This is a genomic window from Nocardia sp. NPDC055050 (assembly GCF_053608345.1).
Genome location: NZ_JBSGVG010000027.1, coordinates 17,581 through 41,039 on the forward strand (window position 1 = coordinate 17,581; position 23,459 = coordinate 41,039).

Genomic DNA, 23,459 nt, shown 5'->3' on the forward strand with positions numbered 1-23,459 from the left:
GTTGTCCGCATCATTGATTCGGGAGGGCAACGATGCCATCACGTCCGCACACCGACACACGACCCGAAGCCGGGTCCGCGAACCCGCCGGGCGATTCCGGCGCGGCACCGCCGAACAGCCGACGACATTCGCTGCTGCGTGCTGTGGCGGCGGCCGCGATCACCGCACTCGTGGCCGTCGGCCTGCCGTCCGGTGCGTCGGCCGATTTCGGCGCCGACCTGACGGGCGCGGTGCAGGAATTCCTCGATGTGGGCCGAACGGCGGTGCCGCGGGCCGACTGTGGGCCCGGATCACTGCCGGAGTCCGGATTGCAGGGCGACGTGCCCGCCGGTGACCGGGACAGCGGGCGCAGCACCCAAGGCTATCGCTGCAACATGTCGATGGTCGGGGGCTACGCCGGGCGCGGAGCGGGCATCACCTCCACCAGTTTCGAGCACTGCGCCTACATGGGCACGTTCTTCCCCGGCAACATGCTCAGCGAGCACCCCGGCGTCCAGGTCCTCGATGTCTCCGATCCGGCGAATCCGCGGCTGACCGCGACCCTCGCCGAACCCGCCATGCTGGCAGGCACCTGGGAGACGTTGAAGGTCAACACGGCTCGCAAACTGCTCGTCGGAACGGGTGTGCCGGTCGGCATCGGAGCCGGATACCTGTCGGTGTACGACATCTCCGATTGCGCGCATCCCCGGCTACTCAATCCCGGAACCGGCTCGAATCTGCTGATGCCGCTGCCGATCACGACACACGAGGGCGGCTTCTCCCCCGACGGACGCACCTATTGGGCATCGGGCCTGGTCCCCGGTTTTCTCAGTGCGATCGACCTCACCGACCCAGCGAATCCCCGGGTGATCTGGCAGGGGCTGACGGGGATCGAGGCACACGGGCTCGGGGTGAGTCCCGACGGAAACCGGCTCTACATCTCCGCCCTGGGCGGATTCACCGTGCTCGACGTGAGCGCGGTGCAACGCCGCGACCCGAATCCACTTGTCCCCCACCTCGGCCGCACATTCTGGACCGACGGCTGGGCCACCCAGCACAGCGTGCCCGTGACCTATGACGGTGTGCCCCATCTGTTCACGGTCGACGAGGGCGGCTCCGGTGGCGTGAAACTCATCGACGTGTCCGACGACAGCGCGCCCAGGATCACCGCGAAGATCAAACTCGAGATCAACCTGCCCGACAATATCGACGCGGGCATCGGTTCCTCGATGGGCGGTTCGGCGTTCTCCTACGAATCGCACTACTGCACCGCCGACCGTCCCGACAACCCGACCGCCCTGGCCTGCGGCTGGATCTCCTCCGGTATCCGGGTGTTCGACGTCCGCGATCCCGGCGACATCCGCGAGATCGCCTACTTCAACCCGCCTGCCCGCACCGGACGCAATCTCGAGATCTGGAACTCGCCCCACGCCCTGGCCTCGATCATCGGCATCCCGGTGATGAGCGCCCCGGCGGCACTGCGGTCGATGGCCGAGGGGTTGTTCGATCCCGCGCAGGTGCTGACCGCTCGGGCAGGCGATATCGCGTTCGGCGACCTGTCCACGGACTGGTGCCTGTCCCCGCCGGAGTGGCGTGGCGATCAGCTGTATGTCACCTGTTCCGACAACGGGTTCATGGTGTTGCAGCTCGACAACGAGGTGTACACACCGCCCGCGAACCAGCAGTCCACGGTCGGGTCGTGACCGTGAACCGGGTGATCCGCGTGGCGTTCGCGGCGGCCGCTGTCCTGTTCCTGCTGGCGCTCGGCGCGGCCCTGCGACCGCTGTTCGTCACCGAGACGGCCACACCCGCACCGGTTCTCACCACGACGGAACTGGGCTTCGTCCAGGACATGACCGCGCACCATCAGCAGGCGCTGATCCTCACCGAGCGCCTCGACCCGGCCGCGGATCCCACCGTGCGCAGGCTGGCCGACCAGATCGCCGACACTCAGCGGGTGGAGATCGGCACCTTGCTCGGCTGGACCCAGCTGGCCGGCGCCGCACCCACGGCCGATGTCCCGATGACCTGGATGGCGGGAACCCACCACCACTCGACCGCCGCGCCGACCACGATGCCCGGTATGGCCACCATCGCCGACCTCGACACCCTCGCGGGGGCCCGTGCGGCCGACGCCGAAACCCTGTTCCTGCAACTGATGTACCGCCATCACGCGGGCGGCGTCACGATGGCCCGCGCCGCCGACACCCTGCTCACCTCGGGTCCGGTGAAGCAGGCCGCCCGCGCGATGGCCCAATCCCAAAGCCAGGAAATGGGGTACCTCGGCATGCTCCTCGACCTGCGAGGCGCCCGGCCTACTTCCTGATGAGGCCCCCGAGCGAGCTCGCCCGTCAGGTGCGGGCGGTGAAGTGGGCGTTGAGCGCCGTCTGGGTGAGTTGGGTGTCGCCGTAGGTGAAAGTGCCGTGCTCGGAGAGCTCGGTGGCCGCGTCGAGGAGGTGGCGGTAGAGCAGTCGGGCGATGCTGCCGCCGACGGTGACCCGGCGGACACCGAGGTCGGCGAGTTCGGCCATCGACAGGCCGCCACCGGTCAGGCCCATGACGACGTTGAGCGGTCCGTCGATCGCCTCGACGAGCGTGGCGATCGTGGCGGCGTCGGCCGCCCCGGGAACGAAGGCGCAGTCCGCGCCCGCGGCGAGGTAGGAGTTGGCGCGCCGGATCGCCTCGTCGAGACCGGCGTCCACCAGCAGCGCGTCGGTCCGGCCGACGAGCACGAACGGCACACCACTGGCGGCCACCGCCGCGCGCGCCGCCCGGACCCGATCCACCGCGTGCACCTCGTCGAACAGCGGGGTGGTGCGGTCGCCGGTGAAGTCCTCGATGTTGCCGCCCGCCGCACCGGCGTCGATGGCGAGGGAGAGGGTGGTCGCCACCTCCTGGGCGTCCGGCCCGTACCCCTCCTCGAGATCGGCGCTGACGGGCACCCGCACGGCGGTGGTGATCTCGTGGATCCGCCCCATCATCGTCGAACGATCGACGCGACCGTGCGCACCGTGCTCGGTGAAGAAGTCGTGGTCGGGGCGACCGAACGAGAAAGCGACCCCCGCGCTGGTGGTCGCGATCGCGGGAAATCCCACCGACTCCAGAATTCGCGCACTCCCCGCATCCCAGGCATTCGGCAGCAGGAAGCAGCCTTCGCGGTGCAGATCGACGAAAGCCTGTGCGCGTGTGCGCTGTTCGCTGTCCACGAGAGCTCCTGCGGGGAGTCGAGGTGATCGTACGGGTCCATTGTGCCCGTCGCGCACGATCACCTCGCACGTCGCCCGCTCACTCTCGGCGCACTGCGGCTGCGGCTGCGGACGGACACCGTGATGCCCTCCCCCGAGCCGCGGCAGCTAGCGGTCGCGCAAGCGCCGGACCGCGTCGTCCATGTGCTCTACGAGCAGGGCGCGGGCCCGCTCGGGTGCACCCGAGCCGATCGCTTCGTGGAGTTCGACGTGTTCGCCGGCTTGTTCGCGCAGGTCGGGGTAGGTGGTTTGGAGGGCGCCCAGGCACATGCGGGTTTCGATGAGCAGGGTCCGGGCGGCGCGGACGAGGCGGGGGCTGTCGGCGGCGGTGACGAGCGCTTCGTGGAAGGCCTGGTCGGCGTCGGAGACACCGGCGGCATCGCCGGCCTCGGCGGTGCGCCGCATGGCGGTGACGCTGGGTCGCAGTGCGGCGTAGGCGATGTCGCGGCGGCCGTCGAGGATGAGGTCGAGCGCGCCGCCTTCCAGGGCGGTGCGGGCGCGGTAGATGTCGATGACGTCGTCGGTGGTGAGTTCGATGACGAAGATGCCGCGGTTGCGGATGCTGAACAGCAGGCCCTCTTGCACGAGACGTTGCATGGCCTCGCGCACGGGTCCGCGGGAGACACCGAAACTGGTTGCCAGGTCGGCTTCCCCGAGCTGGGCGCCGGGTGCCAGCGCACCGCGCATGATCGCCTCGCGCAGGCGGTCGGCGATCATCTCCGCGGTGGACTGCTGATTGACCGGTTCGAAATCAATGATCGACATGGCGACTCCCCTCCGCGAACAACGCGCCCAGCTCGGGAGCGACCGCGGTGACCCCGGCCAGCCGCAGACCTTCCCAGATGGTGACCTGGTTCGCCGTCAGCACCGGCTTGCCGAGCGCGGCCTCGAGTTTCGGAAGCACCTCGAGAGTATGCATGGCCGTATCCGGGATGAGCAGTGCCTGGGCGTCGGGGTGGTCGTTGGTGACGGCCAGGGTCAGGACCTGGTCGGGAGTGAGGGTGCCGACCTCCGCGGCGGTGTCGATCCCGGCGCTCGACATCGACACCACGTCGATGCCCGCGTCGGCGAGGAAGTCGACGAACAACCGTGCCACCTCCTCGGGGTAGCTCGCGACCACGGCCACGCGCCGCACACCGAGCGCCCGCGCCGCTTCGACGAACGCGAAACTCGTACTGGAGGCAGGCACTCCCGCCGCCTCGGCCAAGCTGTCGACCTGACCGCGCGCGCCCTGTGGCCCGTAGACGAAACTGCCCGAGGTGCACGCCCAGACCACGGCGGCGGGGTCCTCGGCCGCGAGCAACGAAGCGCCGTGGCTCAGCTTCTCCGGGCTGCCCAGATCGAGCAGTTCGGGAACGGCGTGCAGGTCGGTGCCGTAGATGTGGGCCACCGGCAACGCGGCGCCGAGCAGGGCCGCGGCACGCGGGTAGTCGTCCTCGGCGGCGTGGTCGGGGTAGATGAATCCGATGGTCGGCGTATGCATCTCGCTCCGTTCAGAAGACATTGACGAGCCATTTACCTGGGCCCATCATCGGGAGTTTCATCCGGCCGAGGCAGGCCCACATGGTCAGTTGATTGGCGGTGAGGACGGGTTTGCCGAGTGCCTGTTCGAGTGGCTCGATCACGTCGTAGGTCGGCAGGTTGGTACAGCTGACGAAGATCGCTTCCGAGCGGGGGTCGTCGGCGCCGAGTATCCGTTCGGCGATGGTGCGGTAGTTGACCTTCCAGATGCCGCCGCCGAGCCCGAGGTGATCGGACTTGATCGTGGCGCAGCCCGCTTCGTCGAGGAAGTCGTGCAGTTTGCCGGTGAGGATCTCGTCGTACGGGGTGATCACCGACATCCGGGTGATGTTGAGGTGCTTGATCGCTTCCACCAAGGCGCCGGAGGTGGTCACCGCATCCGGTGCGCCGGCCAGGCAGATCGTTTCCCGCAGGGATCGTTCGTAGGCGAGACCGTTGATGAAACTGCCCGAAGTACACAGGTAGGCAACGACTTCCGGCTCCACGTGCAGCACGTCGTGGGTGGCCGCCGTGAGATGCAGCGGATTGGACACGAGTTCGGCCATCGCCAGGGATACCGGCACCGGTTCATAGGGTGTGCGGGCCAGGTGCAGACTCACCTCGAGGGGCGCCCACCGCCACAGTTCCCGTTCGAGGGCCAGGTCGAACGGCGCGATCACGCCGATACCTCGTTGGGCTACCGGCCCGTCGATGTCCGGGAAGCTGAACTCCACTGCGGCCCCTCTCGCGCTCAGCCGGGCAGACCTCCGAACACGATCGGATTGTTGACAATCATACGATCTGATCGTACGGTGTCAATGTGGAAAACGGGCCGATTGTCACCGTCCTACATCGTGACAGCCTGCCCGAATCGGACCTCATGGCCCCCGTTGCCGAGCGCGCCGACGTCCGCTACACCGAGGCCGACGGGCTCGCCGACGCGCTACACGGCGCCGATGTGCTGTTCGTCTACGACTTCCAGACTCGCGCCGTTCCCGGTGCGTGGCCCAGCGCCGATCGCCTGCGCTGGCTGCACATGGGCGGTGTGGGCGTGGACCCGGTGATGTTCCCGGAGCTGCGCGCGTCCGAGGTGGTGGTCACCAACACCCGCAATGTCTTCGATACGGCCATCGCCGAATACGTCCTCGGACAGATCATCTCGTTCGCCAAGGACCTGCCCGGCTCGATCCGGTTGCAGCAGCGGCACGAGTGGCGGCACCGCGAATCCGAACGCGTGGCCGGGACCACGGCACTGATCGTCGGGACCGGCTCGATCGGCCGCACCACCGCGCGATTGCTGCGCGCCGCGGGTATGACGGTGCGCGGGGTCGGGCGCCGCGCCCGCTCCGGCGACCCGGATTTCGGCACCATCAGCGACGACCTGCACGCCGAACTGCCCGGCGCGGACTACGTGATCGCGATCGCGCCGCTCACCGCGCAGACCCGGCACATGTTCGATGCCGCCGCGTTCGCGGCCATGAAACCGCATGCCAGGTTTGTCAATGTCGGGCGCGGGGAATCAGTGGTTACCGACGATCTCGTAGCCGCGCTCGGCAACGGTTCGATCGCCGCGGCCGCACTGGACGTGGTGGATCCGGAACCGCTGCCCGCGGACCATCCGCTCTGGGATCTACCGAACGTGGTGCTCACGCCACACAATTCGGGTGATTTCCACGGCTGGCGCACCGAGATCGTCCGCGCATTCACCGACAATTTCGGCAGGTGGGCAGCCGGACTGCCGCTGGACAACGTTGTCGACAAGACGCTCGGGTACGTGCCCGGCTGAAGGAGCCCCGCCATGACGCAGCCCGATCTCCCCACCGATCCCACCGTGATGACGGCGGTTCAGCTGGTCTCGGCCTATGCGGCCGGGCAGCTGTCCCCCGTCGAGGCAGCGCAAGCCTGCCTGGATGTCATCGCGGCCCGCGACGGCGCGCTCAACGCGTTCTGCCTGGTCGATCCGGACCGGGCGCTGGTGCAGGCGAAGGACTCCGAGGCGCGCTGGCAGTCGGGCCATCCGCGCGGGTTACTCGACGGCGTGCCGATTTCCATCAAGGACATCTTCCTGACCGAAGGCTGGCCGACCCTGCGTGGTTCCACCTGCGTCGACGCGGGCGGGCCGTGGCTGGTGGACAGCCCGGTCGCCGCTCGGCTGCGCGAGGACGGGATGGTGTTCGTCGGCAAGACGACCACCCCGGAGATCGCCTGGAAGGGCGTCACCGACAGTCCGCTCACCGGCGTCACCCGCAATCCCGCCGATCCCGCGACGACCGCGGGCGGATCGTCCGGTGGCAGCGCGGCGGCGGTGGCGGGTGGGATGACGCCGGTGTCGGTGGGCACCGACGGTGGCGGCAGCATCCGTATTCCGGCCTCGTTCTGCGGGATCGTCGGCTTCAAACCGACGCACGGGCGGGTGCCGCTCTACCCGGCCAGCCCGTTCGGGCCCCTCGCCCATGCCGGGCCGATGACGCGCACCGTCGAGGACGCGGCGCTGCTGATGGATATCCTCTCGCTGCCGGATCCGCGGGACCCGACGGCGCTGGCCCCCACCTTGACAACCTTCCGCAGTCAGATTCAGCGGGATGTGCGCGGGCTGTCGGTAGGCTATTCCGCCACGCTCGGGTACGCACAGGTGGATCCGGAGGTGGCCGAGATCGTCGAGAGGGCGGTGCAGCGGTTGGCCGAGGCCGATCTGACCATCGATGCGGTCGATCCCGGATTCGCCGACCCGCGCGAAGCCTTCGAAACCCTGTGGGCGGCGGGTGCGGCGACCATGCTGTCGAAGTTCCCGGCCGGGTCCCGGGCGAAGGTGGATCCCGGCTTGGGCGCGGTCTGGGCTCGCGGCGAAGCTGTCAGCGCCGTGGACTATCTCGACGCCCGCCATGTCGCGGCGGAAGTCGGTATCACGATGGGCACCTTCCACACCGCCTACGACGTGCTGATCACCCCGACCATGCCGATCACCGCGTTCGAGGCCGGACACGATGTGCCGCCTGGCAGCGGACTGCGCGGCTGGCCGGACTGGACCCCGTTCACCTACCCGTTCAATATGACGCAGCAGCCCGCCATCAGCATCCCGGTCGGCACGACTCGCACCGGAATGCCGGTGGGCTTGCAGATCGTGGGACCCCGGCACTCCGATGACTTGATCCTCGCGGTGGCCAGGCACGCCGAGTTCGTGCTGAACTCCTGAAATATCTAGGGCGCTCACCTCTTTCGACGCCGCCGAGGGATTCGACGGCGTCGGAGCGGTCGCTCTGTCAGGCGCGGGCGAAAGCCAGCGTCTCACCCTCGACACCGCGCAACCACAACCCGTTGCAGGCGGCCGCCAAGTCCGCGAGACCGTCCTCGATGGTGGCGAAGACGCTGCCGGGAACCCAGCCGAGGTCGCCGTTGATCAGGAGATTGTTGCGGCCGTAGAACAGGGCGAGGTCGGTGGCGCCCTGGGCGTGATGGGCGGCGGAGCCCGGTTCGTAGCCGTAGGCGGGGTTGCCGATTTCCCACGGTTCGAAGTCGAAGAGGCAGACGTCGCCGGGAATCGGTGTGACGGTGGGGTTTTCGCGATGCGGGGCCGCGGTGATGCGGGGCACCAGCGCGTAGACCTCGTTGCGGGCGTATTTGGCGTGGAAGGCGTCGCCCTCCTGCGGGAGCGCAGCCCAGACGGCGGCACACGTGCGCGGAGCCTCGTCGTCGAGCAGGCGCGCGCGGCAGGTGACGCCGGCTTCGGTGAGGGTGATGCTCATGTAGCGGGCCATCGGCTCCTGCTTCCTGTGCGGTGCGGGATTTCGGGATTGTCCCGGTTGTGGTGCGAGTCCCCGCCCGGAACCCGAGCGGGGACAGCGTGGCGGACTACAGCTCGGCGAGGACTTCCGACCAGATCGCCAGGGCATCCTGCACCTGCGTTTCGGTGACGATCAGCGGCGGAATCATGCGCACGACGTTCATGTGCGCCCCGCAGGTGAGCAGCAGCAGTCCCTTGTCGACGGCGGCCTTCTGGGCGGCTGATGCCGTCGCGGTGTCGGGTTCGCCGGTCGGCGTGGTGAACTCGGCGCCGACGAGCAGACCGAGGCCACGGACGTCCCCGATCGCCTTCGTGGCGAGACTCCCGACGCCGGAGAGCAATTGCGCTCCACGAACGGCGGCGTTGTCGACGAGACCCTCGGCCTCGATCACCTCGAGTGTCGCGACCGCGGCGGCACAGGCCACCGCGTTGCCGCCGTAGGTCCCGCCCTGTGAGCCCGGCCAGGCCTTGGCCATCAACTCCCGCGACGCCGCGATGCCCGACAGCGGGAACCCGCTGGCCAACCCCTTGGCGATGGTGATCACGTCGGGGCGCACGTCGAAGTGCTGGTGGCCGAAGAACTTTCCGGTCCGGCCGAAGCCGGTCTGGATCTCGTCGAAGACCAGCAGGATGCCGTGCCGGTCGGCGCGCTCGCGCAGGCCCTGGAAGAAGCGGGTGTTGCCGGGGATGTAGCCGCCCTCGCCGAGCACCGGTTCGACGATGAACGCGGCGGTCTCGGCGGGCGAGGTGAGGGTGGCGAGCAGGTAGTCGAGCTCACGCAGCGCGAAATCGGTGGCTTCGGCTTCGCTCCACCCGTAGCGGAAGGCGGTCGGAAACGGGGCCACGTGCACCCCGGACATCAGCGGGCTGAACCCCGCCGAGAACCGGGTCCCCGAGGTGGTCATGGTCGCCGCGGCGACGGTGCGGCCGTGAAATCCGCCGTGGAAGACGACCACGTTCGGGCGCCCGGTGGCTTGGCGGGCCAGACGCAGCGCGGCCTCGACCGCCTCGCTGCCGGAGTTGGCGAAGAACAGCGTGTCCAAACCCTCGGGCAGCACCGCGCCGAGGCGCTCGGTGAGCTCGAGCAGCGGTCGGTGCAGCACCGTGGTGTATTGGCCGTGGATCAGGCTGGCGACCTGGGCCTGCGCCGCCGCGACCACGGTGGGGTGACAGTGCCCGGTACTGGTGACGCCGATCCCGGCGGTGAAATCCAGGTAGCGGCGACCGTCGGTGTCGTAGAGGTAGCAGCCTGCGCCGTGGTCGACGTGGACGGGCGTGGCCTGCTTCAGGACGGGAGACAGCTCGGTCATCAAGGACTCCCCAGATTGTCTATTGTCGGATTGTTGACAATATGCATAACATGGCGGCAGGGTTCACAGCAACGGTTGATCCACCGCGTCGGGAGGCAGGCACCGCATGGACGAGTCCGGGGGCAGCGCGCAGCTGCTCGACATCCTGAGCGCCGCCGAGCGGGCCGCGATCGACAGCGTTCCGCGGGGGTTGTTCATCGGGGGCCGATGGCGTGAGTCCGTCGCCACGCTGCCCGTCCTCGATCCCGCGACCGGCGCGCGGCTGTGCGCGGTGGCGGACGCGACCGCGTCCGACGGACTCGACGCGCTCGCCGCGGCCGCCGCCGCCCAGGCCGCCTGGGCCGGCACCCCGGCACGCACCCGCAGCGACGTCCTCATGCGCGCGCACCACGCGCTGCTGGCCGACACCGAACGCCTCGCCTTGGTCATGACGCTCGAGATGGGCAAGCCGCTCGCCGAGGCGCGCGGCGAAATCGCCTATGCCGCGGAGTTCTTCCGCTGGTTCGCCGAGGAAGCCGTCCGCCTCGACGGCGGGTACATGCCCGCGCCGACGGGGGGATCCCGGTTTCTGGTGACGAAGCAGCCGGTGGGGCCGAGTCTGCTCATCACGCCGTGGAACTTCCCGATGGCGATGGGCGCCCGCAAGATCGCGCCCGCGCTGGCCGCCGGCTGCACCTGTGTGGTGAAGCCCGCCGAACAAACACCGCTGTCGATGCTGGCGCTCGCGGCAATCCTGGCCGAGGCGGGTGTGCCCGATGGTGTGGTCAATGTGGTGACCACCGCCGACCCCGGCGCGCTGATGACACCGCTCATCGCCGATCCGCGCTCCCGGAAACTCTCCTTCACCGGGTCCACCGCCATCGGGAAACTTCTCCTGGAACAGTGCGCCCGCACCGTGATGCGCACCTCGATGGAACTCGGCGGCAACGCACCGCTGCTGGTGTTCGACGATGCCGATCTCGACGAAGCGGTCGAGGGCGCGCTCGCCGCCAAGATGCGCAACATCGGCCAGGCCTGTACGGCCGCGAACCGAATTCTGGTGCAGCGCGGCATCGCTGCGGAATTCGCCGAACGACTGGCCACGCGGATGGCGGCATTGCCGATGGGCCGTGGCACCGAGCCGGGCGTTGTCGTCGGGCCGCTCATCGACGCCGAGGCCGTGGCCAAGGTGGAACACCTCGTGGCCGACGCCCGGCAGCGCGGCGCCCAGGTGCGGCTCGGTGGCACGGCGATCGACGGACCGGGCACCTTCTACCCGGCGACCGTGCTCACCGGCGTGCCCGACGACGCCGAGTTGTGCCGCACCGAGATCTTCGGACCCGTCGCCGCGATCGGCACGTTCGACACCGAGGACGAGGCGATCACCCGCGCCAACGACACCCCGTACGGGCTGGTGGCGTACGTGTTCACCGAGAACCTGCGTCGCGGCCTGCGCGTCTGCGAAGCGCTCGACACGGGAATGGTCGGCCTGAACCAGGGCGTGGTCTCCAATCCGGCCGCGCCGTTCGGCGGGGTGAAGGAATCGGGGCTCGGGCGTGAGGGCGGTTTCACCGGGATCGACGAATTCCTCGAGACCAAATACATCGGCGTCAAGGTTTAGGGAGACAGCGTGCGCACATACCGGATCGCGACCATTCCGGGCGACGGAATCGGCGTCGACGTGACCGTCGAGGCGGTGAAGGTGCTCGACCGGGTCCTGCCGGGAATCAGCTGGACCGAGTTCGACTGGTCCTGTGAGAACTATCTGCGGACCGGCGCGATGATGCCCGCCGACGGGCCCGAGCAGCTCGCCGGGTTCGACGCGATCCTGCTGGGCGCCGTCGGATTCCCCGGGGTACCCGACCACATCTCGCTGTGGGGCCTGCTGATTCCGCTGCGGCGCGCCTTCGGCCAGTACGTCAACCTGCGGCCGGTACGACTGCTGCCCGGCACGGAATCGGCGCTGCGCGACCGCACCGCCGAGGACCTCGACATTCTCATCGTGCGGGAGAACTCCGAAGGCGAGTACTCCGAGATCGGCGGCATCCACAACCCGGGCAGGCCGGACGAATTCGTGCTGCAGGAATCAGTGTTCACCCGCACCGGCTGCGAACGGATCATCCGCTATGCGTTCGACCGCGCCGCCGAACGCTCGGGCAAGCTCTGTTCGGCGACGAAATCCAACGGGCTCATCCACTCGATGCCCTACTGGGACAGCATTGTCGAGCGCGTAGCCGAGGAGTACCCGACGGTGCGGACCCGGCAGATGCACGTCGACGCCCTCGCCGCCGAAATCGTGCTCCACCCCGATCGCCTGGATGTGATCGTGGGCTCGAACCTGTTCGGCGACATCCTCTCCGACCTCGCCGCGGCCGTCACCGGCGGACTCGGGCTCGCGCCCTCGGGCAACATCAACCCCGCGGCGGACGCGCCGTCGATGTTCGAGGCCGTGCACGGTAGCGCGCCCGACATCGCGGGCATGGGCATCGCCGACCCCGTCGCCCAGATCCTCGCCGGGGCCATGCTGCTCTCCCACCTGGGCGAGCACACCGCGGCCGCCGCCGTCGACCGCGCGGTCTGCGACGTCCTCGCCGCGGGTACGGTTCGCACACCGGACCTGGGCGGCACCGCCACCACCGCCGAGCTGGGCACCGCCATCGCCGACCGCGCCGCCGAGCTGACGAACGCCCTCACCGAAGCGTGAACCCCGTCGGCTTCTCCCCCACCGCTGACCGCCCGGACGTCGGGGCACCCAGCCCGGCAGACCTGCGGGTCACCCACTCGTGACGCCCGAACTGCGCACCGAGCGGCACGCGTGTGCGTGAGCACAACGTCATCGCGCGGCAACTGCCCAGAAAATCGCAGGCAATCGGTGGTGCGCACGATGAGTCCCAGTATCGGTGATGGGTCCTCGGAAGGCGGAACGTGGTGACGAGCGCACGGGTGGGCGTAGTTGCGGCGGTGCAATGTGGGCTGGGGCTGGTGCGCGCGCGAATAGCCGCCGAGCTCGAGCCGATCGCGGTGCGTGAACGACCCGTGGCCGAGGCCGTGGGGGCAACCCTGGCTGTCGCCCTCGCGGCGGGCACTCCCCTGCCGCGGGTGGACAGCGCCGCCATGGACGGTTACGCGGTGGCGGGCCCCGGACCGTGGTGGCGGCTACACCAGCAGGTCAGCTACGCCGGGCGCGGCTGCTCGGTGGTGCTGGCGCCCGGCGAGGCGGTGCGGATCGCGACCGGCGCGGCTACCCCGCTGGGTACCACGGCGACTTTGCGCGACGAACACATCGTGACCACCAGCGTGTCCGGCAAACCGGTGGTGATGCGCGCGCCCGGCGCACCGGTGCGCGACGACACCCGCCGCCAAGGCGAACACTGGAGCAGCGGAACGGAATTGGCGCGCGCTGGGGCCCGCGTCTCACCGGCCCTGGCTTCGGCGGCACTCAGCGCCGAAGCCGAAACTGTCACCGTGCGTGGACCTTTGCGCGCCGATGTGGTGATGACCGGTGACGAGATCCGCGCTGTCGGCCCGCTCGGTCCGGGCGAAACCCGCGACTCCCTCGGCCCGGTCATGCCGGAGTTCTTGCGCTGCTGCGATATCGAGAGCACCGGCCTGTGGCACCTCGCCGACAGCCGCGACCTGCTGCGCTCCTGGCTCACCCTGAAATCCCACGCCGACCTGGTCGTCATGGTCGGCGCCACCGGTCGCGGCGCCGCCGATCACCTGCGCACCCTGCTGGCCGACCTCGGCGCGCGCATCATCGTCGAACGGATAGCGATCCGCCCCGGTGGCTCCACCCTCGTCGCCCAGCTCCCCGACGGCCGAGTCCTGCTCGGTCTGCCCGGCAACCCCTTCGCCGCCGTCGCGGCCCTCTTGGCCGTCGGCCCGGCCATCGTCGACGCCCTCACGCTGCGCACGCCCGGCCCCACCATGTGGGGCCGCCTCTCCGACGCCGGCGTGATGGAAGGCGAAGCCACCCGGATAGTCGGCGTCCAGCAACACCCCGGCGGCGTCTGGCGCAGCACAGGCCCCGCTCACACCCCTCACCTGGCCGGTCTCATCCCCTGCCAAGCCCTGGCCATCCTGCCGCCCGGCACCGGCCGAGGCTCCCTCGTCGAACTCCTTCCCCTCCCGCACTGACCCGACAGCGCTGCCGCACAACAGAAACGGCCCCGGAGTGGAAGTCCACACCGGGGCCGTACCCTGCTCGGATCAGCCGTGTTGCGGCGGCTGCCAGGGGCGACCGTAGGGGTCGTCCGGGCGCGGGGCGGGGTGTTCCGCCGGGGCGATCGGAGGTGGGGTAGGGAGTTCCGGGTCCCCCTTGGCCACCGAGGTTTTGGGCCGGGGTACGGGGGAATCGAAACCTTCGACGGGGGTGCGGGCGGTGGCTTCCGCGGCGCGGACTGCTTCGGCGATCTTGGGGTCCGAGGCGGTTTCGAACCAGTCGGCCACGTCGGTGTCGTCTTCGATCTTCACCGGGGCTTCGTCGGCGGACGGTTCGTAGCGGAAAACACCGTCCTCGCCCTTGGTGGCGAAGTTCTGGGCGAAGCCTTCGAGCGCCTTGCCGAAATCGCTGGGGACCAGCCACACCTTGTTCGCATCGCCCTTGGCCACCATCGGCAGAGTCTGCATGTACTGGTAGGCAAGCAGTTCCGGAGTCGGCTTGCCGTTCTTGATGGCGGCGAACACCTTCTCGATCGCCTTCGCCTGCCCCTGGGCCTGCAGGTAGGAGGCGGCGCGTTCGCCCTGGGCGCGCAGGATGCGGCTCTGGCGTTCACCCTCGGCCGACAGGATCGAGGACTGCTTGCCGCCCTCGGCGGTCAGGATCGCCGCCTGCTTGGCGCCCTCGGCGGTCTTGATCTGCGCTTCGCGGTTACCTTCGGCGGTGAGGATCGTCGCGCGCTTCTCGCGATCGGCCTTCATCTGCTTCTCCATCGATTCCTGGATCGACGGCGGCGGATCGATGGACTTGAGCTCCACCCGGGCCACCCGAAGGCCCCAGCGGCCGGTGGCCTCGTCGAGCACACCGCGCAGCTGGTTGTTGATCTGATCGCGCGAGGTCAGCGTCTCTTCCAGGGTCATGCCACCGACCACATTGCGCAGCGTGGTGACGGTGAGCTGCTCGACCGCGGCGATGTAGTTGCTGATCTCGTAGACAGCGGCCTGCGGGCTGGTGACCTGGAAATACACCACCGAGTCGATCTGCAGGGTGAGGTTGTCCTGGGTGATCACCGGCTGCGGCGGGAACGACACGACCCGCTCGCGCAGATCCACCTTCGCGCGGACGCGATCGGCGAACGGGACGAGGAACGTCAGCTGACCGGACACGGTGCGCGAATAACGCCCGAGCCGTTCGATCACCGCCGCCTCGGCCTGCGGGACGAGAGCGATCGATTTGAACACCACCACCACGACCAACAGGACGAGGACGGCGGCCACGATCAAGGCAACCATTGCTAGGGACCCTTCCAGACGACGGCGGTCGCGCCATCGATCTTCATCACATAGACAGTCACACCGGCTTCGTACACTTCACTCGGGTCGAGCGGACGCGCGGTCCAGACCTCGCCACCGAGCTTGACCTGACCCGAATACTCCGCGACCTGCTCGAGCACCAGCGCCGACTTCCCCGGCAGCGCATCGGCATTCGTCGGAGTGGGCGGCGGGGTACCGAACTTGCGGCGCAACAGCGGGCGCACCCCGACGAACAGCACACCGGCCATCGCGGCGAACACCAGGGCGTCTCCCCAGACCGGAAGGTCGGTGGCGGCGCTGATCCCCGCGGTGCCGAGTGCGGCCACCCCGAGGGTGAGCAGCGTGAGGTCCCCGGTGAGCATTTCCGCCGCCGCGAGAACGATGCCCGCGATCAGCCAGACTATTGCGGCCACCCTGCCAGCCTAGCCTCGATGACCGGTTCGGGGGCAGGCTCGCGTAATCGCCACCTCCCGGTGCGCCGGTACCGCGCGCGCTGGCGCGCGCGGTAGTTTCGGGACGTGAGTGCGCGAGACAGCTACGGCGACATCTATTCCGGACACGATCGGACCAAGAAGAAGCCGGTGCCGACAGTGAACGCCGAACGCGATCTGGTGGTCGAGGACGCGGCGAGCGGATTCTGCGGTGCCGTAGTGGGTTTCGATCGCAGCTACGACGGCGAGTTCGTGAAGCTGGAGGACGCGCGCGGGGCGGTGCGGCTGTTCGCGATGCGGGAGGCGGCGTTCCTGATCGACGGGAAACCGGTCACGCTGATCAAGCCCACCGCGACCGCGCCGAAACAGCCGGTGCGGTCGGCGTCGGGGTCCACCCGCGTCGAGGGCCTGCGGGCAAGAGTCGCGCGAACCAGCCGGATCTGGGTGGAGGGCGTGCACGACGCGGCGCTCGTCGAACGGGTGTGGGGCCACGACCTGCGGGTCGAGGGCGTGGTCGTCGAACACCTCGAGGGCCTCGACAACCTCGGTGCCCGGCTCACCGAGTTCGAACCCGGCCCCGGCGCGCGGGTAGGCGTGCTCGTCGACCACCTGGTGACCGGCTCGAAGGAGACGCACCTGACCGCCGGCCTCGGCCCACACGTGCTGGTGACCGGCCATCCCTACATCGATGTCTGGCAGGCGGTACGCCCCGCCGCGCTCGGCATCGATGCCTGGCCGACAGTGCCGCGCGGCGAGGACTGGAAGACCGGAATCTGCGCGCGCCTCGGCTGGGGAACACCGCAGCAGGGCTGGCGCCGTGTCTACGATGCGGTCGGCTCGTTCCGGGATCTGGAAGCCCCACTCATCGGCGCGGTCGAACGGCTCATCGACTTCGTGACCGAGCCGGAGTGAACGCACAGCAGGTCAGACGGATCGTCGCGCCGAAATCGGTGATCCGCGTAGGCACCATCGACCACCTCGGTGCGCGCACGCGATCGCGGGCGAACCTTTATGCTCGATGATTATGTGCTCTCCCAGTGCCACGCTGACGCTGTGGGCCGGCTCCTGGCTGGCCGGTACCAGCGCGCCCGACGACGTGCTGGAGGCACTGCACGCCTGGGCGCCGCACCACACCATCGCGGCGGGCGACCCGGTCACCGGCGGACGTACCGACCTGCCGTGGACCTCGCGCGGTGCGGCGGGCAACGGAGCCATGCCGCTGCTCAAGGTGATCCGCGAGGCGATGGCTCCCGCCGGGGCGCAGCTGCGCCTGGTCCTGCCCGCACCGGGTGACGTGCGCGGGCTGCCGGTCGGCACCGCGTTCGCGGCCGACGCGATCGACGCCGAGGAGGGCTTGCTGCTCGGCGTTCCCGGCGAGCCCGGCACCGGCCTGATCCCGCAGTGGGACGACGACGACACCCTGCAGTGGACCGTCTACGGCGTCGATCTGCCGCGTATCGCGGGTCACGACATGTCGCTCGGCGAGGCCGAGTACACCATGCGCGAATCGGTGCGCGACGCCGCCGACGCCCTGATGCAACTGCACACCACCTCGGTCGGCAACGGCGACGACGATCCGCGTGAACAGATCGAGGCCCAGCTCGCGGCCTATGCGCGCCACGCCTATCCCGACTCGATCCCGTTGCGCGCCAAGCGAATTCTCGATACGGCCGATCATGTGGCCGCGATCCTCACCGTCGCTCAGCACGAGCCGGCGTCCTCACCCACCTCGGCCACCGCGCTCGGGGCGCACGAATCCCTGCTGCGGCCGCTGTGGAACACGATCCGCGAGGCCCGCCTCGTCGCGGTCCACGCCGCTGCCCGCCGCGACGGCTGACCTTCCTATTCGGGACGGACGGGGTAGTCACCGAGTCCGGTGGCGCACGCCGGAGCCGATCCGTCAGTGCCGATAAGGCTGCTGGTACTGCGGTTGTTGTGGATACGGCATCTGCTGCGGGTACGGCTGCTGCTGCGGGTACGGCATCGGCTGCTGCTGCTGCTGCTGCGGATACGGTTGCGGGTACTGACCCTGCGGATACTGCGGCGAGTACTGTGCCTGCGGGTAGCCGGGGCCAGACGGGTGCTGCTGTGGGTACGGCTGCTGGTACTGCGCCGGGTACGGCTGCTGCTGATGTGCCATGTGCTGTGGCGGCATCTGATGTGGCGCAGCCTGGTTCGAGGAACCGCTGAACGTGCGGATCAACACGATCACCACGATGAGCACAACAACGCCGATGATCAGGTACCAGACCCATTCCGGGACCCCGCCACCACCGACGCTGACGCTGCTACCGCCCCCACGACGGGCCAGGACCGCTTCCGCATCGCCCGCGAGTATGTCGTCGCCGGCGAGAAGACCACCTCCCCGAGCCAGTGCGGTCAGCATCATGTCGGCATGGTTCATCGGGCCCTCCCCGTAGCGTCACCCGACCTTCGGGCGAAGGTCTGCGGCGATGCTAACGCAGAGATGCGCCGAACGGGGAAGCGCCAGTTCAGAATCCGCCGAGGGCGACTTTGAGATCGGGCACATCGAGCGACCTGAGCGTCGCATCGCGGACCTGCGGGCAGGTACGGATGGTGACGGTGTCGACGATGTGGCGGTTGTAGGCGATCGCGGCGTTGGCGACGGTGTCGTTGACCGTCCACAGCTTCATCGCGCCGGTGAACGCCACCCGCGCGACGCGCGGGCCCAGCGCCTTCCACGTCCCCTTCTGCCCATCGAGGATGCCGCACAATTCCTCGACGGATGCCTGCGAGATCGTGGGCTCGGTGGGCTGCGGGGGCTGGGTCTGATAGCCGGAGTCCCCGCCACAGCCGGTCAGACCGAGCGCGGCGGCGGTCAGCACGAGGGCGAACCCGGCAGCGCGGCGCGGCGTGGTCGAAATCATCGGAAATCCTCCGATCAGTCGAGCGCAACTGTGAAAAGGCTACTCCTCGAACCGGGGACTACCGGTGAATGGTTATCCGGTTGTGTTCAGCGCCGGACCGGGCGCGCGGGCGGTTCGCAGCAACCGGGGGCGCACAGGGCTCCGTCGACGGTGCAGCCGTAGCCGGGGACCGTGCCGAGTTCGCGCACCGGACCGGCGCTCACGCGTTCGGCGATCAGTTCGACGATCATCCGGGAGAATCGCGGATCGGTGCCGGGTGTCCCCGCACGGGCAAAGGCCATGCCGAGCTCGGCGGCGCGGGTCGACGCTTCGTTGTCGAGGTCCCAGATCACCTCGAGATGATCGGAGACGAAACCGACCGGGCACACCACCACGGCGTCGATGCCCTTGCCGTGCAGCACATCCAGGTGGTCGACGATGTCGGGTTCGAGCCACGGTACCTGCGGCGGGCCCGAACGCGACTGCCACACCACGTCGTATTCGGCGAAACCGGTTGCCGCGGCACACAATCGGGCGGCCTCGGCGACCTGCCTGCTGTAGAGGCGGCCACCGTCGGCCGGCGGGCCCGCCGACAGGTCGGCCGAGACGGGGATGGAGTGTGCGGTGAAGACCAGGCGCACGCCGTCGCGGCGCTCGGCCGGAATCTGTTGCACCGCAGCGGCGATCGCGTCGGCGAACGACTCGATCAGCAGCGGGTGATCGAAGTACTGGCGCAGTTTCACCAGCTCCGGGGCACCGGCACCGACCACCGTGCGGGCGCGGGTGATGTCCTCGTCGTACTGGCGGCAACCGGAATACCCACCCCACGCCGACGTCGGGAAGACCAGTGCCGAACGCACGCCGTCGGCGGTCATCCGCGCGACCGTGTCCTCGACCATGGGATGCCAGTTGCGATTGCCGAAATAGACCGGCAGATCCAGCCCGGCATCGGCGAGGTCGGCCTCCAGCGCCGCGATGATCTGCTGATTCAACGCGTTGATCGGCGAGACCCCGCCGAAATGCAGGTAGTGCTGCGCGACCTCGGCGAGCCGTTCGGGGGGCACCCCACGGCCCCGAGTGACGTTCTCCAGAAAGGGGATCACGTCCTCGGGGCCCTCGGGACCACCGAAGGACAGCAGCAGCAGGGCGTCCGGCATCAGCTCAGGGACATGTTCTCCGGGAACCACATATTGTGGCTGGCGCCGCCGTCGACGTAGATGATCGAGCCGGTGGTGGCGGGCAGCCAATCCGAGAGCAGCGCCACGATCGACTTGCCGACCGCGCGCGGATCGTTGCCGTCCCAGCCGATCGGCGACGCGCCGTCCCAGTACTGGTCGAGCTGGACGAGCTGCTTGGCATCGTCGGTCGCGGTGCCGGCGATGGCCTTGGCCGCGAGGGTCTTGATCGGGCCCGCGGCGATCAGGTTCGAGCGCACCTTCTTGGCGGCACCGACCTCACGCGCCACATAGCGGTTCACCGACTCCAGCGCCGCCTTGGACACGCCCATCCAGTTGTAGTACGGCATGGCCACGCGCGGATCGAAGTCCATGCCGACGAGCGAGCCGCCCTCGTTCATGACGGGGAGCACGGCGCGCGCGAGCGAGGCGTAGCTCCACGCGGAGATCTCGAACGACTTGGCGACATCGGGACCGGGGCCCTCGAGGAACGGCAGCGCGCCGGGGCCCATGATCGACCGCGGCGCGAACGCGATGGAGTGCAGCGCGCCGTCGATGCCCTCGGGGGCCAGCTCACGCAGCTTCTCGGTGAGCGCGGCCAGATCCTCTTCGTTCGTCACGTCGAGGCCGATGGCGGGCGGCACTTCCTGCGGCAGCCGCTTGGCGATGCGGTCGATGAGCCGCAGTCGGTCGGGAATGCCGGTGATGATCACCCTCGCGCCCTGCTCCTGCGCGATCGCGGCCGCGTGGAACGCGATCGACGAGTCGGTGATGATGCCGGTGACCAGGATGGTCTTGCCTTCGAGCAGTCCGCCCATGAGTTTTCGGTTCTCCTGAAATCAGTATGGTTGCCGCCACCTTGTCGGTGGCGCGGGGCGATCCGTTAGCGGATCAGTGACCCATGCAATAGCAGCCGTCGACGTGGACGACAGCGCCGTTATCGGATCAGTGACCCATGCCCATGCCGCCGTCGACCGGGATGACCGCGCCGGAAACGTAGCGGGAGTCCTCGGACGCGAGGAAGCTGACCACGGCGGCGATGTCTTCCGGCTGGCCGAGACGCTGCAGCGGAATGTACTTCTTCGCCATGGTCTTCAGATCGTCGGGCAGGTCCGCGGTCATGTCGGTCTCGATGAAGCCCGGGGCCACCACGTTGGCAGTGATCGAACGCGAGCCCAGCTCCCGAGTGAGCGACCGCGCCATGCCGATGACGCCGGCCTTGGACGCCGCGTAGTTGAGCTGACCGGCCTGACCGGCCATGCCGACCACCGAACCGAGGAAGATCATCCGGCCCCAGCGCCCCTTGAGCATGGCGCGGTTGGCGCGCTTGGCACAGCGGAAGGCGCCGGTGAGGTTGGCGTCGATGACCCGCTCGAACTGGTCCTCGGTCATGCGCATCAGCAGGGTGTCGTCGGTGATGCCCGCATTGGCGACCAGCACCTCGACCGGCCCCTGGTGCTCCTCGACCTCGGTGAACGCGCGATCGACCGAATCACTGTCGGTGACATCGCATTTCACGCCGAACAGACCCTCGGGTACCCCCGATCCACGATGGGTGACGGCGACCTTGTGGCCGTCGGCCTGCAGACGCTGCGCGACCGCGAGACCGATACCGCGGTTACCGCCGGTGACCAGGACCGACCGGGATGTGACGTTCGACATAGGGTCCAACCTATCTGTTCCGATTCGTGCGCCCCGCGTCAGGGTCGCGCCGTTGCGACAGCTCACAACGCGGGGCGGTGGGAGCTAGGGCAGGCGTTGACGATAGAGCAAACTGACCACGACTCCCGCCGCGATGGCCAGCATGCCGAACAACAGCCACGGGCGGCTCGCATCGCCCCGCGTGGTCTCGTAGCCGATCTGTTCCTCGAGGGTGTCGTAGACCGCGGTGAGTTCGGCCAGCGACGACGCGGTGTAGAAGTCGCCGCCGGACAGCTCGGCGATCTCGCGCAGCGAGTCGTTGTCGACCGGCACCTTCACCCGCTGGGAACCCTTGCCGTCGGAGTCCGGGATCTCGACCGTGCCCCATTCGGTACCGAAGGAGATCGTCGAGACCGGGATGCCCTTGTTCTTGGCCAGGCGCGCGGCGGTGAAACCGTGGCGCGGGTTGTCGACGTCCTTGTCGTCGGGCACCGTCTGCTTGCCGTCCGACATCAGCACCACGCGCGCGGGCGGGGGCGTCTCGGCGCCACCGAGCACGGCGGCCAGGGTATCGATCGATTGCAGTGCGGTGAGGACGCCCTCGCCGGTGGCGGTGCGCTCGGCCAGCTTGATGTTGTCGATCGAGTGCTTCACCGCCTCGCGGTTGGTCGTCGGCGACACCATCACCGAGGCCGTGCCCGCGAACGTGACGAAACCGAGGTTGATACCGGGGGTCAGCCCGTCGACGAAATCCTTGCCTGCCTTCTGCGCGACCTGCAACCTGTTCGGCTCCACGTCGGTGGCTTCCATCGACAGCGAAACATCCATCACCAGAACCACAGTCGCGCGGTTACGCGGCACCTTCTGCACGGCGGTCGGACCGGCCGCGGCGATCGTCAGCAGGACCAGGCCCGCCAGGATCAACGCGATCGGGACATGGCGCATCGGGCTCGGTCGCGACGGGGCGACCCGCTCCAGGATGGCCATGTTGCCGAACTGCAGCATCCGCTTGTGCCGGGCGCGCTGCACCAGCACGTAACCGAGCACGAGCAGGGCGACGACCACGAGGAAACCGAGCCAGACGACGGCCGTGAAATGCGAAATACTCACTGGCGAGGCACCCGCCCGCTCGGGGCGCCGAGGCTGTGGCGCCGGGTGGACACGAACCGGACCACGTCGGCGATCCAGTCCCGATCGGTCTGCAGGGTGAGCACCGGCGCGCCGCAGCTGCGCAGCGCCTGCGCCACCTGCTCACGCTGGGCTCGGGCCGCGGCCGCGAAATCGGCCCGCAGCGTGGGAGTGACGCTGAACTCGCGGGTGCGGCCCGATTCGGGATCGTGCAGCACCACGTCGCCGCCGTCGGGCAGCGCGACATCGAGGGGGTCGAGCACTTCCACGGCGAGGAGATCGTGGCGGGCGGAGATCGCGCGCAGGGAGCGCTGCCAGTCGACGTCACCGAGGAAGTCGCTGATCACCACGGCCAGACCGCGTTTGCGTTGCGGACGGCGCAGCGATTCGATCCCGGCCTTGAGATCGCCGCGTACGCCGTCGCGGGCGTGCGGGGTGGTGGCGATGCCGCGCAGCAGGGTCTGGGCGTGCATCCGTCCGCTGCGCGCGGGGATGCGTACCAGATCCTGACCGGTCGCGACGACCGCGCCGATCCGGTTGCCGCCCCCGGAGGTGAGGTGGGTGATCGCCGCGGCCGCCGCGATCGCGAGATCGCGTTTGTGTACCCGGCCGGTGCCGAAGTCCAGGCTCGACGACAGGTCGACGACGAGCCACGTCTCGAGCTCGCGGTCGGCGATCATCTGCCGCACATGCGGATGGGTGGTGCGGGCGGTGACCGACCAATCCATCTGTCGCACATCGTCACCCGGCTGGTACAGCCGTGCCTCCCCCGGTTCCGAACCCGGTCCGGGGATCAGCCCCTGGTGGTCGCCGTGCAGCACGCCGTCGAGGCGGCGCCGCACGGTCAACTCGAGGGTCTTGAGCGCGGCGGCCAGCTTCGGGTCGGTCAGTTCACCGGCACGGAACGAGGGCGGAGCGTGAGACGACACGGGCACGCGGACAACGGGTTCC

At 69.0% G+C, this 23,459-nt stretch carries 24 protein-coding genes; 9 read left to right on the forward strand and 15 right to left on the reverse strand.

Features of this window, described 5'->3' with window-relative positions; translation table 11 throughout:
• Positions 1-32 precede the first annotated feature (32 nt).
• Together ACWGCN_RS24585 and ACWGCN_RS24590 are read left to right on the forward strand one after the other, a co-directional pair.
• Entirely contained in the window at positions 33-1,682 is a 1,650-nt protein-coding gene (locus ACWGCN_RS24585; RefSeq protein ID WP_452460301.1) for an LVIVD repeat-containing protein, read from the forward strand.
• The gene (locus ACWGCN_RS24590) at positions 1,679-2,305 is read left to right on the forward strand and encodes a DUF305 domain-containing protein (protein WP_452460302.1); all 627 of its coding nucleotides are present in this window, start codon (positions 1,679-1,681) and stop codon (positions 2,303-2,305) included. The genes ACWGCN_RS24585 and ACWGCN_RS24590 overlap by 4 nt, the downstream gene beginning before the upstream one ends.
• A gap of 25 nt (positions 2,306-2,330) precedes the next feature.
• Here the strand turns inward: ACWGCN_RS24590 and ACWGCN_RS24595 are convergent, their stop codons facing one another.
• The 4 genes from ACWGCN_RS24595 to ACWGCN_RS24610 all read right to left on the reverse strand — a co-directional run bounded on the left by ACWGCN_RS24595 (position 2,331) and on the right by ACWGCN_RS24610 (position 5,458).
• Positions 2,331-3,185, reverse strand: a complete 855-nt coding sequence (locus tag ACWGCN_RS24595; RefSeq protein WP_452460303.1) for an isocitrate lyase/PEP mutase family protein — start codon at positions 3,183-3,185, stop codon at positions 2,331-2,333.
• Between the two features lie 147 nt (positions 3,186-3,332).
• The gene (locus ACWGCN_RS24600; RefSeq protein WP_378995249.1) at positions 3,333-3,989 is read right to left on the reverse strand and encodes a GntR family transcriptional regulator; all 657 of its coding nucleotides are present in this window, start codon (positions 3,987-3,989) and stop codon (positions 3,333-3,335) included.
• Positions 3,976-4,707 carry a maleate cis-trans isomerase family protein gene (locus tag ACWGCN_RS24605; RefSeq protein WP_452449505.1) on the reverse strand — a complete coding sequence of 244 codons (732 nt, stop codon included), beginning with the start codon at positions 4,705-4,707 and terminating at the stop codon, positions 3,976-3,978. The genes ACWGCN_RS24600 and ACWGCN_RS24605 overlap by 14 nt, the downstream gene beginning before the upstream one ends.
• 10 nt (positions 4,708-4,717) lie before the next feature.
• On the reverse strand, positions 4,718-5,458 hold the full coding sequence (locus ACWGCN_RS24610; protein WP_379325394.1) for a maleate cis-trans isomerase family protein: 741 nt from the start codon (positions 5,456-5,458) through the stop codon (positions 4,718-4,720).
• Between the two features lie 86 nt (positions 5,459-5,544).
• Between ACWGCN_RS24610 and ACWGCN_RS24615 the strand changes: the two genes are divergently transcribed.
• Positions 5,545-6,510: a D-2-hydroxyacid dehydrogenase gene (locus ACWGCN_RS24615; RefSeq protein WP_378995255.1), complete on the forward strand. Its 966-nt coding sequence runs from the start codon at positions 5,545-5,547 to the stop codon at positions 6,508-6,510.
• Between the two features lie 12 nt (positions 6,511-6,522).
• Complete coding sequence (locus tag ACWGCN_RS24620) at positions 6,523-7,917, forward strand: amidase (RefSeq protein WP_378995257.1); 1,395 nt, start codon at positions 6,523-6,525, stop codon at positions 7,915-7,917.
• 67 nt (positions 7,918-7,984) lie between these two features.
• Here the strand turns inward: ACWGCN_RS24620 and ACWGCN_RS24625 are convergent, their stop codons facing one another.
• Both ACWGCN_RS24625 and ACWGCN_RS24630 read right to left on the reverse strand, forming a co-directional pair.
• On the reverse strand, positions 7,985-8,479 hold the full coding sequence (locus ACWGCN_RS24625) for a DUF3830 family protein (protein ID WP_378995259.1): 495 nt from the start codon (positions 8,477-8,479) through the stop codon (positions 7,985-7,987).
• 94 nt (positions 8,480-8,573) lie between these two features.
• The gene (locus tag ACWGCN_RS24630; protein WP_378995261.1) at positions 8,574-9,815 is read right to left on the reverse strand and encodes an aspartate aminotransferase family protein; all 1,242 of its coding nucleotides are present in this window, start codon (positions 9,813-9,815) and stop codon (positions 8,574-8,576) included.
• A 106-nt stretch (positions 9,816-9,921) separates the two neighbouring features.
• Between ACWGCN_RS24630 and ACWGCN_RS24635 the strand changes: the two genes are divergently transcribed.
• The 3 genes from ACWGCN_RS24635 (at position 9,922) to ACWGCN_RS24645 (ending at position 13,931) form a co-directional block, all read left to right on the forward strand.
• Positions 9,922-11,415 carry an NAD-dependent succinate-semialdehyde dehydrogenase gene (locus ACWGCN_RS24635; RefSeq protein WP_452459750.1) on the forward strand — a complete coding sequence of 498 codons (1,494 nt, stop codon included), beginning with the start codon at positions 9,922-9,924 and terminating at the stop codon, positions 11,413-11,415.
• Between the two features lie 9 nt (positions 11,416-11,424).
• The gene (locus ACWGCN_RS24640; protein WP_452459749.1) at positions 11,425-12,498 is read left to right on the forward strand and encodes a tartrate dehydrogenase; all 1,074 of its coding nucleotides are present in this window, start codon (positions 11,425-11,427) and stop codon (positions 12,496-12,498) included.
• 224 nt (positions 12,499-12,722) lie between these two features.
• Positions 12,723-13,931, forward strand: a complete 1,209-nt coding sequence (locus ACWGCN_RS24645) for a molybdopterin-binding protein (protein ID WP_378995267.1) — start codon at positions 12,723-12,725, stop codon at positions 13,929-13,931.
• A 72-nt stretch (positions 13,932-14,003) separates the two neighbouring features.
• On the opposite strand, the gene ACWGCN_RS24650 is transcribed toward ACWGCN_RS24645, so the two are convergent.
• On the reverse strand, positions 14,004-15,245 hold the full coding sequence (locus ACWGCN_RS24650; RefSeq protein WP_378627173.1) for an SPFH domain-containing protein: 1,242 nt from the start codon (positions 15,243-15,245) through the stop codon (positions 14,004-14,006).
• Between the two features lie 2 nt (positions 15,246-15,247).
• Positions 15,248-15,679, reverse strand: a complete 432-nt coding sequence (locus tag ACWGCN_RS24655) for an NfeD family protein (protein ID WP_378995269.1) — start codon at positions 15,677-15,679, stop codon at positions 15,248-15,250.
• Between the two features lie 105 nt (positions 15,680-15,784).
• Between ACWGCN_RS24655 and ACWGCN_RS24660 the strand changes: the two genes are divergently transcribed.
• Complete coding sequence (locus ACWGCN_RS24660; protein ID WP_387443058.1) at positions 15,785-16,609, forward strand: DUF3097 domain-containing protein; 825 nt, start codon at positions 15,785-15,787, stop codon at positions 16,607-16,609.
• A 112-nt stretch (positions 16,610-16,721) separates the two neighbouring features.
• Positions 16,722-17,534, forward strand: a complete 813-nt coding sequence (locus ACWGCN_RS24665) for a hypothetical protein (protein ID WP_378995273.1) — start codon at positions 16,722-16,724, stop codon at positions 17,532-17,534.
• Positions 17,535-17,597: 63 nt separating this feature from the next.
• On the opposite strand, the gene ACWGCN_RS24670 is transcribed toward ACWGCN_RS24665, so the two are convergent.
• From ACWGCN_RS24670 to ACWGCN_RS24700, 7 genes are all read right to left on the reverse strand, one after another.
• On the reverse strand, positions 17,598-18,101 hold the full coding sequence (locus tag ACWGCN_RS24670) for a hypothetical protein (RefSeq protein WP_452459748.1): 504 nt from the start codon (positions 18,099-18,101) through the stop codon (positions 17,598-17,600).
• A gap of 88 nt (positions 18,102-18,189) precedes the next feature.
• A complete protein-coding gene (locus ACWGCN_RS24675) occupies positions 18,190-18,585 on the reverse strand; it encodes a hypothetical protein (protein ID WP_378627168.1) in 396 nt (131 codons plus the stop codon).
• Between the two features lie 86 nt (positions 18,586-18,671).
• A complete protein-coding gene (locus ACWGCN_RS24680) occupies positions 18,672-19,721 on the reverse strand; it encodes a ferrochelatase (RefSeq protein ID WP_379313301.1) in 1,050 nt (349 codons plus the stop codon).
• Entirely contained in the window at positions 19,721-20,557 is an 837-nt protein-coding gene (gene inhA / locus ACWGCN_RS24685; RefSeq protein WP_266290283.1) for an NADH-dependent enoyl-ACP reductase InhA, read from the reverse strand. Before inhA ends, ACWGCN_RS24680 begins: the two co-directional genes overlap by 1 nt.
• Before the next feature lie 127 nt (positions 20,558-20,684).
• Complete coding sequence (fabG1, locus tag ACWGCN_RS24690; RefSeq protein ID WP_387443050.1) at positions 20,685-21,401, reverse strand: 3-oxoacyl-ACP reductase FabG1; 717 nt, start codon at positions 21,399-21,401, stop codon at positions 20,685-20,687.
• A gap of 84 nt (positions 21,402-21,485) precedes the next feature.
• Positions 21,486-22,490 (reverse strand): VWA domain-containing protein, encoded by a 1,005-nt coding sequence (locus ACWGCN_RS24695; RefSeq protein WP_378995280.1) that lies wholly within the window; start codon positions 22,488-22,490, stop codon positions 21,486-21,488.
• Positions 22,487-23,443 carry a DUF58 domain-containing protein gene (locus ACWGCN_RS24700; RefSeq protein ID WP_378627164.1) on the reverse strand — a complete coding sequence of 319 codons (957 nt, stop codon included), beginning with the start codon at positions 23,441-23,443 and terminating at the stop codon, positions 22,487-22,489. The genes ACWGCN_RS24695 and ACWGCN_RS24700 overlap by 4 nt, the downstream gene beginning before the upstream one ends.
• Positions 23,444-23,459 lie beyond the last annotated feature (16 nt).

What these genes read in the sequence shown, in the direction of transcription:
- ACWGCN_RS24585 (WP_452460301.1), top strand. Translation starts at nt 33, where the DNA reads ATGCCATCACGTCCGCACACCGACACACGACCCGAAGCCGGGTCCGCG.
- ACWGCN_RS24600 (WP_378995249.1), bottom strand. Translation starts at nt 3,989, where the DNA reads ATGTCGATCATTGATTTCGAACCGGTCAATCAGCAGTCCACCGCGGAG.
- ACWGCN_RS24605 (WP_452449505.1), bottom strand. Translation starts at nt 4,707, where the DNA reads ATGCATACGCCGACCATCGGATTCATCTACCCCGACCACGCCGCCGAG.
- ACWGCN_RS24620 (WP_378995257.1), top strand. Translation starts at nt 6,523, where the DNA reads ATGACGCAGCCCGATCTCCCCACCGATCCCACCGTGATGACGGCGGTT.
- ACWGCN_RS24625 (WP_378995259.1), bottom strand. Translation starts at nt 8,479, where the DNA reads ATGGCCCGCTACATGAGCATCACCCTCACCGAAGCCGGCGTCACCTGC.
- ACWGCN_RS24630 (WP_378995261.1), bottom strand. Translation starts at nt 9,815, where the DNA reads ATGACCGAGCTGTCTCCCGTCCTGAAGCAGGCCACGCCCGTCCACGTC.
- ACWGCN_RS24635 (WP_452459750.1), top strand. Translation starts at nt 9,922, where the DNA reads ATGGACGAGTCCGGGGGCAGCGCGCAGCTGCTCGACATCCTGAGCGCC.
- ACWGCN_RS24650 (WP_378627173.1), bottom strand. Translation starts at nt 15,245, where the DNA reads ATGGTTGCCTTGATCGTGGCCGCCGTCCTCGTCCTGTTGGTCGTGGTG.
- ACWGCN_RS24665 (WP_378995273.1), top strand. Translation starts at nt 16,722, where the DNA reads ATGTGCTCTCCCAGTGCCACGCTGACGCTGTGGGCCGGCTCCTGGCTG.
- ACWGCN_RS24670 (WP_452459748.1), bottom strand. Translation starts at nt 18,101, where the DNA reads ATGAACCATGCCGACATGATGCTGACCGCACTGGCTCGGGGAGGTGGT.
- ACWGCN_RS24675 (WP_378627168.1), bottom strand. Translation starts at nt 18,585, where the DNA reads ATGATTTCGACCACGCCGCGCCGCGCTGCCGGGTTCGCCCTCGTGCTG.
- ACWGCN_RS24680 (WP_379313301.1), bottom strand. Translation starts at nt 19,721, where the DNA reads ATGCCGGACGCCCTGCTGCTGCTGTCCTTCGGTGGTCCCGAGGGCCCC.
- inhA (WP_266290283.1), bottom strand. Translation starts at nt 20,557, where the DNA reads ATGGGCGGACTGCTCGAAGGCAAGACCATCCTGGTCACCGGCATCATC.
- fabG1 (WP_387443050.1), bottom strand. Translation starts at nt 21,401, where the DNA reads ATGTCGAACGTCACATCCCGGTCGGTCCTGGTCACCGGCGGTAACCGC.